This is a genomic window from Pseudomonas sp. MBLB4123 (assembly GCF_051904775.1).
In the GTDB taxonomy this organism is placed as follows: Bacteria; Pseudomonadota; Gammaproteobacteria; order Pseudomonadales; family Pseudomonadaceae; genus Aquipseudomonas; species Aquipseudomonas benzenivorans_B.
Genome location: NZ_CP196711.1, coordinates 1697313 through 1712099, shown reverse-complemented (window position 1 = coordinate 1712099; position 14787 = coordinate 1697313). Strand labels below are relative to the sequence as shown.

Below are 14787 nucleotides of genomic sequence, written 5' to 3'. Positions count from 1 at the left end.
GGGGTGCGTGTCGCGCACCGATGATAGACAGTTCGCAGGTGTTTGACAGTCCCCCGTCAGGGTGGTGTATCCCATTGCTGCGATGTGCTAAAGATAGCTTAATGTGTCCGCACTACAGCGGGAACTCACTACCATTAACCGACGGAACCGCGGCTGCATAATGGTCAGGAACGACCATGATACGTGCGTCACGTTACCGCCTAAGGTTCGTCCAGGATGAACGCTTTGCTCAATGACGCGCCACTGCGCCGTTTGCCGTTCAGCTTTGCCAAGCGTCATGGCGTGGTGTTGTTGGCGGAGGTCGATCCGCCTTGCCTGGCTCATCGACCGGGCGTCGAGTTGGTGGCACTGGCCGAGGCGCAGCGCTTCATCGGTCGTCAGCTGGCCTTGCGGGCGCTGTCTGCCGAGGCCTTCGAACAGGCCCTGGGCAAGGCCTATCAGCACGACTCGGCCTCCATGCAATTGGCCGAAGATATCGGCGGCAGTCTGGACCTGGCGGCGCTGGCCGAGCAGGTGCCGGAGACCGAGGACCTGCTGGAACAGGAAGACGATGCACCGATCATTCGCCTGATCAACGCCATCCTCGGCGAGGCGATCAAGGAAAACGCCTCGGATATTCATCTGGAAACCTTCGAGAAGCGCCTAGTGGTGCGCTTTCGCGTCGACGGCGTGCTTCGCGAAGTTCTCGAGCCCAAACGCGAGCTGGCGGCGCTGCTGGTTTCGCGGATCAAGGTCATGGCGCGTCTGGACATCGCCGAGAAGCGCGTACCCCAGGACGGGCGGATTTCCCTCAAGGTCGGCGGTCGCGAGGTGGACATTCGCGTCTCGACCCTGCCCTCGGCCAACGGCGAGCGCGTGGTCCTGCGGCTGCTGGACAAGCAGGCCGGACGCCTGACCCTGAAGCATCTGGGGATGAGCGCCCGGGACCGTCAGCTGATGGAGGAGACCGTGCGCAAGCCGCACGGCATCCTGCTGGTCACCGGCCCCACCGGCTCGGGCAAGACCACCACGCTGTATGCCAGCCTGGTCAGCCTCAACGACCGCACGCGCAATATCCTCACGGTGGAAGACCCGATCGAATACAACCTCGAGGGTATCGGTCAGACCCAGGTCAACACCAAGGTCGACATGACCTTCGCCCGCGGCCTGCGGGCCATTCTGCGTCAGGACCCGGACGTGGTGATGGTCGGCGAGATCCGTGACAAGGAAACCGCGGAGATCGCCGTGCAGGCCTCGCTGACCGGGCACCTGGTGCTGTCGACCCTGCATACCAACAGTGCGGTCGGTGCCATCACCCGCCTGGTGGACATGGGGGTCGAACCCTTCCTGTTGTCCTCGTCGCTGCTCGGGGTGCTGGCCCAGCGCCTGGTGCGCGTACTTTGTCCGCACTGCAAGGAGGCCTATCAGGCCGACGCCGCCGAATGCGCCAAGCTCGGCGTGGCGCCGGAGCAGGCGCCGACCCTGTATCACGCCCGTGGCTGCAGCGCCTGCCATCAGCAAGGCTATCGCGGTCGCACCGGAATCTACGAGCTGGTGGTGTTCGACGATCATCTGCGCACCCTGATCCATAACGTCGCTTCCGAGCAGGACATGCTTCGCCATGCGCGCACCTTGGGCCCGAGCATCCGCGAGGATGGCCGGCGCAAGGTGCTGGAAGGGCTGACCAGCTTGGAAGAGGTGCTGCGCGTGACCCTGGAAGAGTAATGGCCGCCTTCGAATATCTTGCCCTCGACCCTAAAGGCCGTCAGCAGAAGGGCGTGCTGGAGGCCGATAGCGCCCGGCAGGTACGCCAGTTGCTGCGTGAGCGCCAGCTGGCCCCTCTGGAGGTGACCGCCACGCGCACCCGCGAACAGGCCGGCAGCGGGCTTTTCAGTTTCTCTCGTGGCCTTTCGGCGCGCGATCTGGCCCTGCTGACCCGTCAGTTGGCCACCCTGATCCAGGCGGCGCTGCCGGTCGAGGAGGCGCTGCGTGCCGCCGCGGCCCAGGCTAGCGCGCCGCGCGTCCAGGGCATGTTGTTGGCGGTGCGCGCCAGGGTGCTGGAGGGGCACGGCCTGGCCGAGAGCCTTAAGGAGTTTCCTGCCGCCTTTCCCGAGCTTTACCGCGCCACGGTGGCGGCGGGCGAACATGCCGGTCACCTCGGACCGGTGTTGGAGCAGTTGGCCGACTACACCGAGCAGCGCCAGCAGTCGCGGCAGAAGATCCAGCTGGCGCTGCTCTATCCGTTGATCCTGATGTGCGCTTCGCTGCTGATCGTCGGTTTCCTGCTCGGCTACGTGGTGCCGGATGTGGTGCGGGTATTCGTCGACTCCGGGCAGACCCTGCCGGCCCTGACCCGTGGTCTGATCGCCCTGAGCGACTGGGTCAAGGCCTGGGCCTGGCTGGTGCTGATCCTGATGGCGCTGGGTTTCCTGGTCCTGCGTTGGGCGTTGCGCGACGAGGCGGTGAAGTTGCGCTGGCATGCCATGCTGCTGCACGTGCCGCTGTTCGGGCGGCTGATTCGCGCCACCGATTGTGCCCGTTTCGCCTCGACCCTGGCGATTCTCACCCGCAGCGGCGTGCCCTTGGTGGAGGCGCTGGCGATCGGCGCCGAAGTGATCGCCAACCGGGTGATTCGTGCCCAGGTGGTGGTGGCGGCGCAGAAGGTTCGCGAGGGCGGCAGCCTGACCCGCGCGCTGGAGGCCAGCGGGCAGTTTCCGCCGATGATGTTGCATATGATCGCCAGCGGCGAGCGCTCCGGCGAGCTGGATCAGATGCTCGCGCGCACGGCGCGCAACCAGGAAAGCGACCTGAGTGCCCAGGTGGCCCTGCTGGTCGGCCTGTTCGAGCCGTTTATGTTGGTTTTCATGGGGGCGGTGGTGCTGGTCATAGTCCTGGCCATCCTGTTGCCCATTCTGTCTCTCAATCAATTGGTGGGGTAAGCAGGTGGATAAGCGTCAGGCAGGTTTCACGCTGATCGAAATCATGGTGGTGGTGGTGATCCTCGGGATCCTCGCGGCCCTGGTGGTGCCGCAGGTCATGAGTCGGCCGGATCAGGCCAAGGTGACCGCGGCGCAGAACGATATCCGTGCCATAGGTGCCGCCCTGGACATGTACAAGCTGGACAACCACAGCTACCCGAGTACCCAGCAGGGTCTCGAAGCCTTGGTGCAGAAGCCTTCCGGTAATCCGCCGGCGAAGAACTGGAATCGCGAAGGCTACCTCAAGCGCCTGCCGGTCGACCCCTGGGGCAATGTCTATCAGTACCTGGCACCCGGTACCAAGGGCGCCTTCGACCTCTACTCCCTCGGCCGCGACGGCAAGCAGGGCGGCAGCGACCTGGATGCCGATATCGGCAACTGGGACCTCTGATGGGGCGTCGCTGAGCCATGCCGACAGCTCGCGCCGCCCTAACCCCTCATTGCGCCGGGCGCGGTGCGGTGCGCGGGTTCACCCTGGTCGAGTTGCTGGTGGTGCTGGTGATCCTCGGCGTGCTGATTGGTCTGGCCATGCTCGGCCCCGGCGTCGCCGGGCCGGCGCGGGAGCTGCATGGCGAGGCCGAGCGTCTGGCCGGACTGATCGGCGTGCTGGCCGAGGAGGCCGTGCTGGACAACCGCGAATACGGCCTGCACATGACGGACGGCGCCTACCAGGTGCTGCGCTACGATCCGGCCCTGGGGCGCTGGCTGCCGCTGCAGGGCAAGCCCCATGACCTGCCGCCCTGGGCCGAGTTGCGGGTCGAGCTGGAGGGCGAGGCGCTGCGCTTGCCGCAGCCGCTCGCCGAGCCCGGACGCAGGGCCGGCCTCACCCCGCAGCTGCTGATTCTCTCCAGCGGCGAGCTCAGCCCGTTCCGCCTGCAGCTGCGCGAGCGGCGTCGGGACGGTTTGCGCCTGTGGCTGTCGAGCGATGGCTTTCAATTGCCCCGGGTCGCGCAGGATGCTGCAAAGGGGCGTTCCGGATGAGGCGTGCTGCAGGTTTTACCCTGCTCGAGGTGTTGGTCGCCCTGGCCATCTTCGCCCTGGTTGCGGCCAGCGTACTCAGCGCCAGTAGCCGCAGTTTGCAGACGGTTGCCCGGCTGGAGGACAAGACTCTGGCGATGTGGATCGCCGACAACCGCCTGAGCGAGTTGCAGCTGGCCGAGGAGCCGGTCGCGGATGGCCGGGCTGAGGGCGAGTTGACGTACGCCGGGCGTCGCTGGCAGTGGCAGAGCGAGGTCCAGCAGACCAGCGAGCCGGAAATGCGCCGGGTCACCCTGTGGGTGGCGCCGCTTGCGCAGCGGCGGGCCAGCGGTGATCTGCGTGAGCGGGCGCTGGTCAGCCTCAGCGGTTTCCTCGGGGCGGCGCGATGAGGCGAGTGCGGGGCTTCACGCTGCTGGAGTTGCTGATCGCCATCGCGATCTTCGCCCTGCTCGGTCTCGCCACCTATCGCATGCTCGACAGCGTGCTGCGCACCGACAGCGCCACCCGCGAGCATGAACTGCAATTGCGCGAACTGGTGCGTGCCATGGCGGCGTTCGAGCGCGATCTATTACAGGTCATCGCACGGCCGGTGCGCGATCCCTTCGGCGATCCGCGTCCGGCCTTGTTCGGTGAGGAGCAGGGGGGCGCAGTGGTGGAGCTGAGCCGGGCCGGCTGGCGCAACCCCCTGGGGCGCACGCGAGCAGGGGTGCAGCGGGTGCGTTGGCAGTTGAGCGGCGAGCAGTGGCAGAGACGCTACTGGAACGTGCTGGACCAGGCTCAGGACAGTCAGCCGCAGATCCAGCAAGCACTCCAGGGCGTGACGCGGTTGCGGCTGCGCTACCTGGATGGCGCCGGCACCTGGCGCGACAGCTGGCCGCCCCAGGATGGGCGTAGCGAGGAGGTGCTCACCTTGTTGCCGCAGGCGGTCGAACTGATCCTCGAACATCGCCGCTATGGCGAGTTGCGTCGCCTGCTGCGCCTGCCGGACGCGCCGCCGCAGCGCCAGGCCCCGCCAGCAGGGGGCGAAGAGGGCGCAGAGGGGGGCGGCGTGCTCGAACCGCAGAAGGAGCCGGCACCATGAAGAAGCAGCGTGGTGTGGCACTGATCACCGTGCTGCTGGTGGTGGCGGTGGTGACGGTGGTGTGTGCGAGTCTGATCGCTCGCCAGCAGCTGGCCATTCGCAGCAGCGCCAATCAGCTGCACGTGCGCCAGGTTTGGCACTATGCCCTGGGTGGCGAGACCCTGGCCAAGGCACTGCTGCGCCGCGACCTGCAGCAGGGTAACCCGCGGGCACCGGTGGATCATCTCGGCGAGTCCTGGGCTCAGCCCATGGCCCCCTTCGCCTTGAACGAGGGGGGTGAACTGCTGGTGAGCATCGTCGACCCGACCGGCCGCTTCAATCTCAATGGGCTGCTGCGCAAAGGGCAGGCCAACGAGGCGGCTCTGGCACAGTTTCGCCGCCTGCTGCGTAACCTGCAGATCGACAAGCTCTATGCCGAGCGGTTGGTGGATTGGCTGGACGGCGACCAGGAGCCGAGCGGCGGCTATGGCGCCGAGGACAACCAGTATCTTCTGGCGCAACCGGCCTATCGTGCGGCCAACAGGACCTTGAGCGATGTCTCGGAACTGCGTCTGCTTCTGGAGATGACCGAGGCCGACTACCGGCGTCTGTTGCCTTTCGTCACGGCCTTGCCGGCAGATGCCACGTTGAACGTCAATACCGCCAGCGCCCCGGTGCTGGCGAGTCTGGCCGAAGGCTTGCCGCTCGCCACCGCCGAGGCCCTGGTGGCGGCTCGAGGCAGCCAGGGCTATCCCGATGTGGCCAGCTTTACCGCCCGCCTGCCGGGGTTGCAGGTGCAGAGCCAGGGGCTGGCCGTCGGCAGTCAATACTTTCAGGTAATCAGTGAGGTCAGCGTGGGTGATCGCCGTCAGGTGCTGCGCAGCACCGTGCAGCGCGCCAGCGATGGCCGCGTCTATGTCCTAGCCCGTGATTTGGGGCAGGGTGGTGCATCGCCCGCGCCCGTCGAGGAAGTCGAACCATGAGTCAGACCTGTGTGTTTTTGCCGCCGGCGGCCTGTGCCGAGATCGACGCCGAACTGTTGGTGCAGCGGGTCCATGGGGAGCGCCGCGAGCCGATGCCGTTCGCCCGGGCGGTGGCCGCGAAGGACGAATCCTGGACTCTGGTGCTGCCGGTCGAGGCGGTGACCGCCTGCGCCGTACAGCTGCCGACCCAGAAGGCTCGCTGGCTGCACCAGGCCCTGCCGTTTGCGGTCGAGGAACTGCTGGCCGAGGATGTCGAGCAGTTTCACCTGGCGTTGGGCGAGCCGCTGGCCGATGGACGTCATCGGGTGTTCGCGGTGCGCCGCAGCTGGTTGGCGAGCTGGCTGGCACTGTGCGAGACACCGCCCCAGGCGATTGCCGTGGATGCGGATCTGCTGCCCCGTGAAGGCACGCAGTTGCTGGCGCTGGGTTCGCGCTGCCTGGTCGGCGGAGTCGAGGTGGCCCGCCTGGCGCTGAGCGCCGAGGAGTGGCCGGCGCTGGCTCCCCTGTGTCCGCGTCCGCACATCGTCTATCGCACGTCCCATCAGGCAGAGCTGGAGCCGGCGGACCAGTGCCCCGAAGTGGCCGACCCCCATGTCTGGTTGGCCCAGCAGGCAGTCTTCGGCAACCTGGCCCAGGGCGAGTTTGCCTCGGTCGGCGCGGGTGAGCGGTGGCAGCGTTGGTGGCCGCTGCTGGGGCTGGTCGGCCTGTGGCTGGTGTTGCAATGGGGCTTCAATCTGGCCCAGGGCTGGCACCTGCAGAGCCAGGCCGATGCCTATGCCGGGGCCAATGAGGCGCTGTATCGCGAACTGTTTCCGGATGACCGCAAGCTGGTCGATCTGCGGGCGCAACTGGACCAGCACCTGGCCGAGGGCGGTGTCAGCGGCCAGGGCCGGATGCTCGGCCTGTTGGCCCAGGTGCACCAGGCGATGACGGCCGAGGGGGCGCGGGTCGAGGTCGAGCAACTGGACTTCAGTGATGGTCGCGGCGATCTGGCGCTGCAGGTCCTGGCCCCAGGCTTCAGCGATTTGGAGCGGTTGCGCGAGCGTTTGCTGGAAGCCGGTCTGGTCGTCCAGTTGGGTTCGGCCAGCCGTGAAGGCCAAGGGGTAAGCGCCCGTCTGGTGATAGAGGGATGAACATGAGCAGTCTGAGTGAGCTGAAGACCCCATTTTCCGCACGATTGCAGGGCAGTGTCCTGGGGCAGCGCTGGCAGGCCTTGGCGCCGCGTGAGCGCCTGGCCTTGGTGCTACTGGCCTTGTTCCTGTTGCTGGTGTTGCTCTACCTGTCGCTCTGGCGCCCGGTTCAGCAGGGCCTGGTGACGGCCCGCGAGGCCTATGAGCAGCAGCGTGACCTGCATGCCTATATGCAGGCCCAGGCGCCGCTGGCGCGCAGTCTGGCGAGTACGCCGCAGAGCACCCTCGACCCGGCGCGGCTACAAGGTGTGGTCACGGCCAGTGCGACCGAGCAGGGATTGACGGTCGAGCGTTTGGACAGCGCCGGCGACGGCTCCTTGGAGGTCAGCCTGCAGGCGGCACCCTTCGCTCAGTTATTGCGCTGGTTCGTTGTGCTGGAGCGGCAAGGGGTGCGCATCGCCGAGGCCGGCCTGGACCGAAGCGAGGACAATCTGGTGGCGGCGCGTCTGAGCTTGCGGGTGGCGTTTTGATTCTTGCGATGGTCGCCTGTTGTCTTGCAGACGCGTGTTTTTCCGTTTTTTAAGAAAAACTTTAGACGGGGCCTTGACTTAGCTCAGGCCCTTGCGTAAATTTCGCGCCTCGCAACGAGATGGGTGATTAGCTCAGCCGGGAGAGCATCTGCCTTACAAGCAGAGGGTCGGCGGTTCGATCCCGTCATCACCCACCACTCTTTGTGAAATCGGGCGTCAAGCCCGGCCGACGCGCAGCGGTAGTTCAGTCGGTTAGAATACCGGCCTGTCACGCCGGGGGTCGCGGGTTCGAGTCCCGTCCGCTGCGCCATATTTTCCATATCGGGCTTGCCTGATATGAGGCGAAAGAGCCATGGAGCTGTTCCGCCAGACGAAGCAAGAGTTCCACGGACGCAAGTCCAACCGACACGCAGCGGTAGTTCAGTCGGTTAGAATACCGGCCTGTCACGCCGGGGGTCGCGGGTTCGAGTCCCGTCCGCTGCGCCATACACGAAACCCTCAGGTAGCAATGCCTGAGGGTTTTTTGTTGCCTGCTAAATTCTGTCATCTTTCGGTCATCGGTTTTTCATAGGCTGCCTGACAGGCCTCGATGGTTCTCGAGGCCCTGCCTTATCTGCCTGTGAGGAACGCCCGATGGAAGACTACCAAGAAGAGCTGCTCGAGCTGCGCGCCGGCGAGCAGGAGGTCGAAGAGCTGGCGGAGGACGCCACCGAGCTTTGAGTGCACTCAGGCCGCTGGCGCGTAGCTGGGGGTCAGTCGCCTCTGCGCTGGCTGCGGCGGAACTCGCCCGGGGTCTGCTGGGTCCAGCGCTTGAATGCCCGCTGGAAGGCTTCGGCAGAGGCGAAGCCGAGCAGGTAGGCGATCTCGCCGAAGGCCAGTTCGGTATCACGGATATAGGCCATGGCCAGGTCGCGGCGAGTGTCGTTGAGTATGGCGCGAAACTGCGTGCCTTCTTCGGCCAGCCTGCGCCTAAGGGTCCAGCTGGGCAGTTGCAGGCGTGCGGCGATCTCCTGCAGGTCGGGCTCACGACCATGCAGCAGCGGCCCCAGCAGCTGGCCGATGCGCTCGCGCAGGCTGCGGGTGCGGGTCAGCTGTTCCAGTTCTGCTTCGCAAATGTCCACCAGCTGGCGCCAGGTGTTCGGGCAGTGCTCGGGGTTGCGCAGATTCAGTGCGGCCTGGTCCAGGCGCAGTCGGTTGTGCGCCGCGGCGAACTCCACCGGGCTGTCGAAGCTTTCTGCGTATTGCTCGCTATAGCTGGGGGCCGGGAACTCGATCTGCACCTTCTCCACCGGCAGCGGCTGCCCGGCCAGGTTGCCCAGTTGCCGGACCCAGCTGCTCAGTACCGAGTCGACGACGAAGCGGTTGTAGGCGTTGTACGGGCTGATCGAATAGAAGCACAGCCAGGCGCCCTGGGCATCTTCATGGAGGCTGGAGTGGCCTCGGTAGTTGAAGGCATACAGTGGCTCGAAGCGGGTTAGCGTGCGCGCCGCTTCGCGCACGGTCGGGGCCTGGGCGGCGGTGACGCCGGCCAGGCCGGCCTGGCTCAGGCGGCTCAGTCGTCCCATCTGCAGGCCTAGGCCGGGCTCGCCGGTCAGCTGGATCGCCGCGTGCCCCAGGCGCATGTAGCGGGGGATGGACAGGCGTGCGCGGGGCTCGGCCAGTCGTGCCGCGTCGAGGCCATAGCTCTCCAGCAATGGATGCGGATCCTGCCCGTGACTGCGCACGGCTGCGGCCAGGCTGTGGACGAAACCGACCGAAAGGTCGCCGAGCCTGACCCGGGGAGGCTTGGTGATCATGCGGATTCGCTCCTGGTGGGGATGTGCGGCCATTTCGCCGGGCGTCGACCCGTCAAGCCTAGGGCAGTGCCGGTCGCTTGCCAAGCCATGATGTTATTTTTAATCAGTTAGCTGTAACTTTTGGTCATTGAAGCTCTCGGGGTGGCTCTTTATCGTCTAGCCCATACCGACCGTGGCCCGGCTGAGGCTGCGGCGCTCCGTGAACTGCAATGCCTCGAAGTGGAGAACTCCATGACCGCTCACTACCCGAACCTGCTCGCGCCTCTGGACCTGGGCTTCACCACCCTGAAGAACCGCGCCCTGATGGGCTCGATGCACACCGGCCTGGAAGAGAAGCCCAACGGCTTCGAGCGCATGGCCGCCTACTTCGCCGAGCGTGCCCGCGGCGGCGTCGGCCTGATGGTCACCGGCGGTTTCGGACCGAACGAGGAGGGCGGCGTCTATGCCGGTGCGGCCAAGCTGAGCACCGCCGAGGAAGCGGACAAGCATAGGGTCGTCACCCAGGCCGTGCATGAGGCCGGCGGCAAGATCTGCCTGCAGATCCTGCATGCCGGGCGCTACGCCTACAGCCCGAAATCCGTGGCGCCCAGCGCCATCCAGGCGCCGATCAACCCGTTCAAGCCCAGGGAGCTGGACGAGGAGGGCATCGAGAAGCAGATCCAGGATTTCGTCACCTGCGCCAGCCTGGCCCGTGAGGCCGGCTACGATGGCGTCGAGGTCATGGGCTCGGAGGGGTACTTCATCAACCAATTCCTGGTTGCCCATGCCAACCAGCGTACGGACCGCTGGGGGGGCAGCTACGAGAACCGCATGCGCCTGCCGGTGGAGATCGTCCGCCGCGTGCGCGAGGCGGTCGGCCCGAACTTCATCATCATCTATCGCCTGTCGATGCTCGACCTGGTCGAAGGCGGCAGCACCTGGGAGGAGATCGTCGTGCTGGCCAAGGCCATCGAGGCGGCCGGTGCGACTCTGATCAACACCGGCATCGGCTGGCACGAGGCCCGTATCCCGACCATCGCCACCAAGGTGCCGCGTGCGGCTTTCACCAAGGTCACGGCCAAGCTGCGTGGCGAGGTCAAGATTCCGTTGATCACCACCAACCGTATCAACACCCCGGAAGTGGCCGAGCAGGTGTTGGCCGAGGGGGACGCCGACATGGTTTCCATGGCTCGCCCCTTCCTGGCCGACCCGGATTTCGTCAACAAGGCGGCGGCCGGTCGCAGCGACGAGATCAACACCTGCATCGGCTGCAACCAGGCCTGCCTGGACCACACCTTCGGCGGCAAGCTGACCAGCTGCCTGGTCAACCCGCGCGCCTGCCATGAGACCGAGCTGAACTATATCCCGACCGCTGCCGTGAAGAAGATCGCCGTGGTCGGGGCCGGCCCGGCCGGCCTGGCCGCAGCCACCGTGGCCGCCGAGCGGGGTCACGGCGTGACCCTGTTCGATGCGGCCGGCGAAATCGGCGGTCAGTTCAACGTGGCCAAGCGCGTGCCGGGCAAGGAGGAGTTCTTCGAGACCCTGCGTTACTTCAAGCGCAAGCTGGAGACCTGCGGCGTCGACCTGCGCCTGAACACCCGCGTCAGCGCCGATGAGCTGGCCCGGGGCGGCTTCGACGAGATCATCCTGGCCACCGGCATTGCCCCGCGTACCCCGGAGATTCCCGGTATCGACCATCCCAAGGTGATGAGTTACCTGGATGCCATCCTCGAGCGCAAGCCGGTCGGCCAGTCCGTGGCCGTGATCGGTGCCGGCGGCATCGGTTTCGACGTGTCCGAATTCATCACTCATCAGGGCGAGGCCAGCAGCCTGAGCCGCGAGGCGTTCTGGAAGGAGTGGGGCATCGACGCCGGACTCGAGGCGCGCGGCGGCGTGGCCGGGATCAAGGCCGAACCCCATGCCCCGGCGCGCCAGGTGTTCCTGCTGCAGCGCAAGAAGTCCAAGGTCGGCGACGGTCTGGGCAAGACCACCGGCTGGATCCATCGCACCGGCCTGAAGAACAAGCGGGTGCAGATGCTCAACAGCGTCGAGTACCTGAGTGTCGACGATGCCGGGCTGCACATTCGTGTCGCCGGCGGCGAGCCGCAGATACTGCCGGTGGACACGGTGATCGTTTGCGCCGGCCAGGACCCGCTGCGCGAGTTGCATGAGGGGCTGGTCGCCGCGGGGCAGAGCGTGCACCTGATCGGCGGTGCCGACGTGGCCGCGGAGCTGGATGCCAAGCGGGCGATCAACCAGGGCTCGCGCCTCGCCGCCGAGCTGTAAGCAACCGACGCCCCGCCCTGTGCGGGGCGTTCGTTACGCGGCCTAGGACAATATGGAAGAGTAGCCATGCCCCTCAATGCTCACCTGCAGCCGGCCGCGGCTGACACGCTGCAGCGCTGGCACCAGTTGCTGGCCGAGCGGCGCCTGAGTCAGCTGCCCGAGCTGTTGCACCCGCAGGCGGTGTTCCGCTCGCCTATGGCGTTCAAGCCCTACGCCGGTGTGGCGCTGGTCACGCTGATTCTCAACACCGTCAGTCAGGTGTTCGTCGACTTCGTTTATCACCGCGAGCTGGTCAGTGCCGACGGCCTCGGCGTGGTGCTGGAGTTTTCCGCCAGGGTCGGCGACCGCGAGCTCAAGGGGATAGACCTGATTCGCTTCGACGAGCAGGGCAGGATCGTCGAGTTCGAGGTAATGATTCGGCCGATGAGCGGCCTGCAGGCGCTGGGCGAGGAGATGGCCCGGCGCTTGGCGCCTTTTCTCTCCGCCCGGGGTTCCTGAGCCCGGCGCACCAAGTCCGTCACAGTTTCGCCCTGCTGTCGCTCTGTCGCGCAGTGATGGCAGGGTGACTGCCAACCCAGTCACATTGCTGGCGTTGCTTTTTCCCCTAGACTTTCCTGAGTAGCGAGGTGGCGTCCCGAGCTGCAGCGCTTGGCCTGCGGGCCAGGAACTTCACCCGTCCGGGCGGGTCCCACTTGGCTGGGCTAGAGGGAAATCGATGAGCATGCAGAAAAAACCGCAGATGGTTGAGGCCGTGATGTTCTTCCGGGAGCGGGGCGGTATCTGCAAACAAATGCTCTTTCCCGAATTCGAGGCTCTGCTCGATGGTGTGGTCAACATGCCGGAGTTCGCCGATCGGCAGCTCCGGGTCGCCTATGTGGTGATCAACCCGCGCCTGCTGATCAAGGCCGCGGTGTTCTTCTATCTGGATTTCGACGAGAGGGGGGCGCCTGACCGAGGCTGGAACATCCCCTTGCAGCACCTGGCCGAGAAGGCCGGGCGCGGCCCCGATCTGGGGGCCGGGCCGATTCGTCTGGCGTGCCGCAGTCAGTGTCCCGTCTCCTGGCATCAAATGCATCTTTGGGATCCGAGCCTGGCGCCCGGGCAGAACGATCTGGCGTTGCTGCGCGATGCGGCCAAGCGCAACAGCCTGGGCCTGCTGGTGGAGGACGAAACCGCACAGGCGGTATCGCCCGAACGTTTGCAGATGGCCTCCGAGGACGGCTGGTATGCCTCGGAGGGCGGCAAGGAGGCGGCCGCCAAGCTCTCGGAGAAACTGGATCAGGAACACCGCCTGAAGACCGCGCAGCTGATCAAGCAGCAGCGCTTGCGTATCGCCAGCCTGAGCCAGCAGCGCGAGGAAGAGCTGGCCAAGCTCAAGCTGGCGAGCGAAGAGCAGAGCAAGAGTCTGCAGGCGCAGATTCTCGGCCTGCATCAGGCTCTGCGCGAGCAGGAGGCCTTGAATACCACTCTCAAGGCACAGCTGGCCGCCCAGGCCGCCAGCTTTCGTTCTGCCCGCGAGGAAATGGCCGAACAACTGCGCACGCTGGAACAGCATGGCCGTATCGAGAGTGACGTCGTGCGCAGGCAGCTCGAGAGCGAGATCGAGGCGAGAATCGCCGCGGCGGTGGTCGAGCACAAGGAACAGGTTGCGGTGCGTGACGTGGAGTTGGCCTATCGCCGCGAGCAGGACGTGCAAATGCAGCAGGAGCTGGAGCGACTGAGGCAGGAGCGCGACGAGTTGGCCAGCCAGGGCGGCGAGCAGATTCTCGAGCGTCTGGCCGCGCTCGGTGTGGTCTTCGTGGTGTACCATCCGGGGGCCGGACACCTGACCATCCCCCTGCAGGACATCGCCCGCTATCAGGACAATCCCATGGCCTATGCCGCGGCCAAGTGCTTCGTCTCCGAAGCGCAGTATCGCCAATGGCTGGCGCACTTCCAGCAGCCGAGCTGCGAGGCGACGCTGCCCAGCGGCGAGCGCTGCGCCATCCCGATCGACCGGGTCGACAGCCCCGGGCGCTTTGCCGTCGGCGATTCCAACTGCTGTTCGCGGCACAAGGCCAGTAGCCGCCTGCGTACCGTCGGTTGACCCTTGCCCCTGACTCTTCCGGACTGGACGCCTGAGGCGCCGCTCGAGCGCCTGCACCTGGACTGGTTGTCGGCGGCTGGTGTCGAGGTGGCGATGCTGCGCCTGGACCTGATCGATCCGCTGATCAGTGGCAACAAGTGGTTCAAGCTCGTTCCGCACCTGCGGGCCGCCTCGGCTGCCGGGGCCGCAGGCCTGATCGGTCTTGGCGGCGCCCATTCCAATCATCTGCATGCCTTGGCCGCCGCCGGTCAACGCTTCGGCTTCCCGACCGTGGGCCTGTTGCGTGGCCTGGAGCAGGACACGCCGACGGTGCGGGATCTGCAGGCGTTCGGCATGCGCCTGCACTGGCTGGGGTATGGCGGTTATCGCGCCCGCCATCAGGCGGGTTTCTGGGAGCGCTGGCGCGTGCTCTATCCCACTCTGCACCCCTTGCCCGAAGGCGGCGGTGGTCTGCCTGGGGCTTTGGGCTGCGCCTGTCTGGTGGCGAGGGTGCGCGAGCAGCTGAGCGGGCTCGGCTGGGACGACTACCACGGCTGGTGGTTGGCCGCCGGGACGGGCACCACCTTGGCGGGGCTGGTGCTCGGCGAGGCCGGTGCCCACCCGGTCTATGGCGCCATGGCGGTGCCGGCCGATCACGGGGTGGCGCAGCAGGTCGGGGCGATCCTGCATGAGGCAGGGGTAGGTGACAGCGGCTACCGTCTGCTGGACGCCTGTCGCGGCGGATTCGCCAGGGTCGATGAGCGGTTGACGGATTTTATCCGCAGCAGCGAGGAGGCCAGCGGCGTGCCGCTGGACCCACTCTATACCGGCAAGGCGCTGATGGCGTTACGGCAGGCTGTCGAGGTCGGGCACGTCGCCCGCGGCAGTCGCCTGTTGTTTGTGCATACCGGAGGTTTGCAAGGACGTAGGGCAGGGCTGCTCGGACAGGATGGGGCTCATCGCGCGTCCCTGTCGGGGTCGCCGAGCGCTGCCATCGAGTGCCCTTAGAGCGGAGTGCGGATA

General features: G+C 66.3%; 14 protein-coding genes and 3 tRNA genes. 16 read left to right on the top strand and 1 reads right to left on the bottom strand.

Translation table 11 applies throughout. The annotated features are described in order from the left end of the window. The first annotated feature begins 216 nt into the window (after window positions 1–216). The 12 genes from gspE to ACSX1C_RS07810 all read left to right on the top strand — a co-directional run bounded on the left by gspE (window position 217) and on the right by ACSX1C_RS07810 (window position 8124). Complete coding sequence (gene gspE, locus ACSX1C_RS07865; protein ID WP_439888971.1) at window positions 217–1704, top strand: type II secretion system ATPase GspE; 1488 nt, start codon at window positions 217–219, stop codon at window positions 1702–1704. Continuing rightward, window positions 1704–2918, top strand: a complete 1215-nt coding sequence (xcpS, locus tag ACSX1C_RS07860; RefSeq protein WP_439888970.1) for a GspF family T2SS innner membrane protein variant XcpS — start codon at window positions 1704–1706, stop codon at window positions 2916–2918. The genes gspE and xcpS overlap by 1 nt, the downstream gene beginning before the upstream one ends. Window positions 2919–2922: 4 nt before the next feature. Then, window positions 2923–3348 (top strand): type II secretion system major pseudopilin GspG, encoded by a 426-nt coding sequence (gspG, locus tag ACSX1C_RS07855; protein ID WP_369959571.1) that lies wholly within the window; start codon window positions 2923–2925, stop codon window positions 3346–3348. A 17-nt stretch (window positions 3349–3365) separates the two neighbouring features. Then, window positions 3366–3938 (top strand): type II secretion system minor pseudopilin GspH, encoded by a 573-nt coding sequence (gene gspH, locus ACSX1C_RS07850; protein ID WP_439888969.1) that lies wholly within the window; start codon window positions 3366–3368, stop codon window positions 3936–3938. Next, a complete protein-coding gene (gene gspI, locus ACSX1C_RS07845; protein WP_439888968.1) occupies window positions 3935–4324 on the top strand; it encodes a type II secretion system minor pseudopilin GspI in 390 nt (129 codons plus the stop codon). Before gspH ends, gspI begins: the two co-directional genes overlap by 4 nt. Then, complete coding sequence (gene gspJ / locus ACSX1C_RS07840; RefSeq protein ID WP_439888967.1) at window positions 4321–5016, top strand: type II secretion system minor pseudopilin GspJ; 696 nt, start codon at window positions 4321–4323, stop codon at window positions 5014–5016. The genes gspI and gspJ overlap by 4 nt, the downstream gene beginning before the upstream one ends. After that, window positions 5013–5978, top strand: coding sequence for a type II secretion system minor pseudopilin GspK (gspK, locus tag ACSX1C_RS07835; protein ID WP_439888966.1), 966 nt, complete (start codon window positions 5013–5015; stop codon window positions 5976–5978). Before gspJ ends, gspK begins: the two co-directional genes overlap by 4 nt. Continuing rightward, complete coding sequence (gene gspL, locus ACSX1C_RS07830; RefSeq protein ID WP_439888965.1) at window positions 5975–7111, top strand: type II secretion system protein GspL; 1137 nt, start codon at window positions 5975–5977, stop codon at window positions 7109–7111. Before gspK ends, gspL begins: the two co-directional genes overlap by 4 nt. Window positions 7112–7113: 2 nt before the next feature. Then, window positions 7114–7638 carry a type II secretion system protein M gene (locus tag ACSX1C_RS07825; RefSeq protein WP_439888964.1) on the top strand — a complete coding sequence of 175 codons (525 nt, stop codon included), beginning with the start codon at window positions 7114–7116 and terminating at the stop codon, window positions 7636–7638. A gap of 121 nt (window positions 7639–7759) precedes the next feature. Further along, window positions 7760–7835 (top strand) — tRNA-Val (locus ACSX1C_RS07820). Between the two features lie 36 nt (window positions 7836–7871). Beyond that, window positions 7872–7948 (top strand) — tRNA-Asp (locus ACSX1C_RS07815). A gap of 99 nt (window positions 7949–8047) precedes the next feature. Beyond that, window positions 8048–8124: transfer RNA gene (locus tag ACSX1C_RS07810), tRNA-Asp, on the top strand. 266 nt (window positions 8125–8390) lie between these two features. Here the strand turns inward: ACSX1C_RS07810 and ACSX1C_RS07805 are convergent. Beyond that, window positions 8391–9434, bottom strand: coding sequence for an AraC family transcriptional regulator (locus tag ACSX1C_RS07805; protein ID WP_439888963.1), 1044 nt, complete (start codon window positions 9432–9434; stop codon window positions 8391–8393). 231 nt (window positions 9435–9665) lie between these two features. On the opposite strand from ACSX1C_RS07805, the gene ACSX1C_RS07800 reads away from it, so the two are divergent. From ACSX1C_RS07800 to ACSX1C_RS07785, 4 genes are all read left to right on the top strand, one after another. Beyond that, complete coding sequence (locus ACSX1C_RS07800; protein ID WP_439888962.1) at window positions 9666–11699, top strand: FAD-dependent oxidoreductase; 2034 nt, start codon at window positions 9666–9668, stop codon at window positions 11697–11699. Between the two features lie 66 nt (window positions 11700–11765). Next, window positions 11766–12197: a nuclear transport factor 2 family protein gene (locus ACSX1C_RS07795; RefSeq protein WP_439888961.1), complete on the top strand. Its 432-nt coding sequence runs from the start codon at window positions 11766–11768 to the stop codon at window positions 12195–12197. Between the two features lie 217 nt (window positions 12198–12414). Next, window positions 12415–13785 carry a chromosome partitioning protein ParA gene (locus ACSX1C_RS07790; protein WP_439888960.1) on the top strand — a complete coding sequence of 457 codons (1371 nt, stop codon included), beginning with the start codon at window positions 12415–12417 and terminating at the stop codon, window positions 13783–13785. A 3-nt stretch (window positions 13786–13788) separates the two neighbouring features. Continuing rightward, window positions 13789–14772: a 1-aminocyclopropane-1-carboxylate deaminase/D-cysteine desulfhydrase gene (locus ACSX1C_RS07785; RefSeq protein WP_439888959.1), complete on the top strand. Its 984-nt coding sequence runs from the start codon at window positions 13789–13791 to the stop codon at window positions 14770–14772. The last annotated feature ends 15 nt before the right edge of the window (window positions 14773–14787 follow it).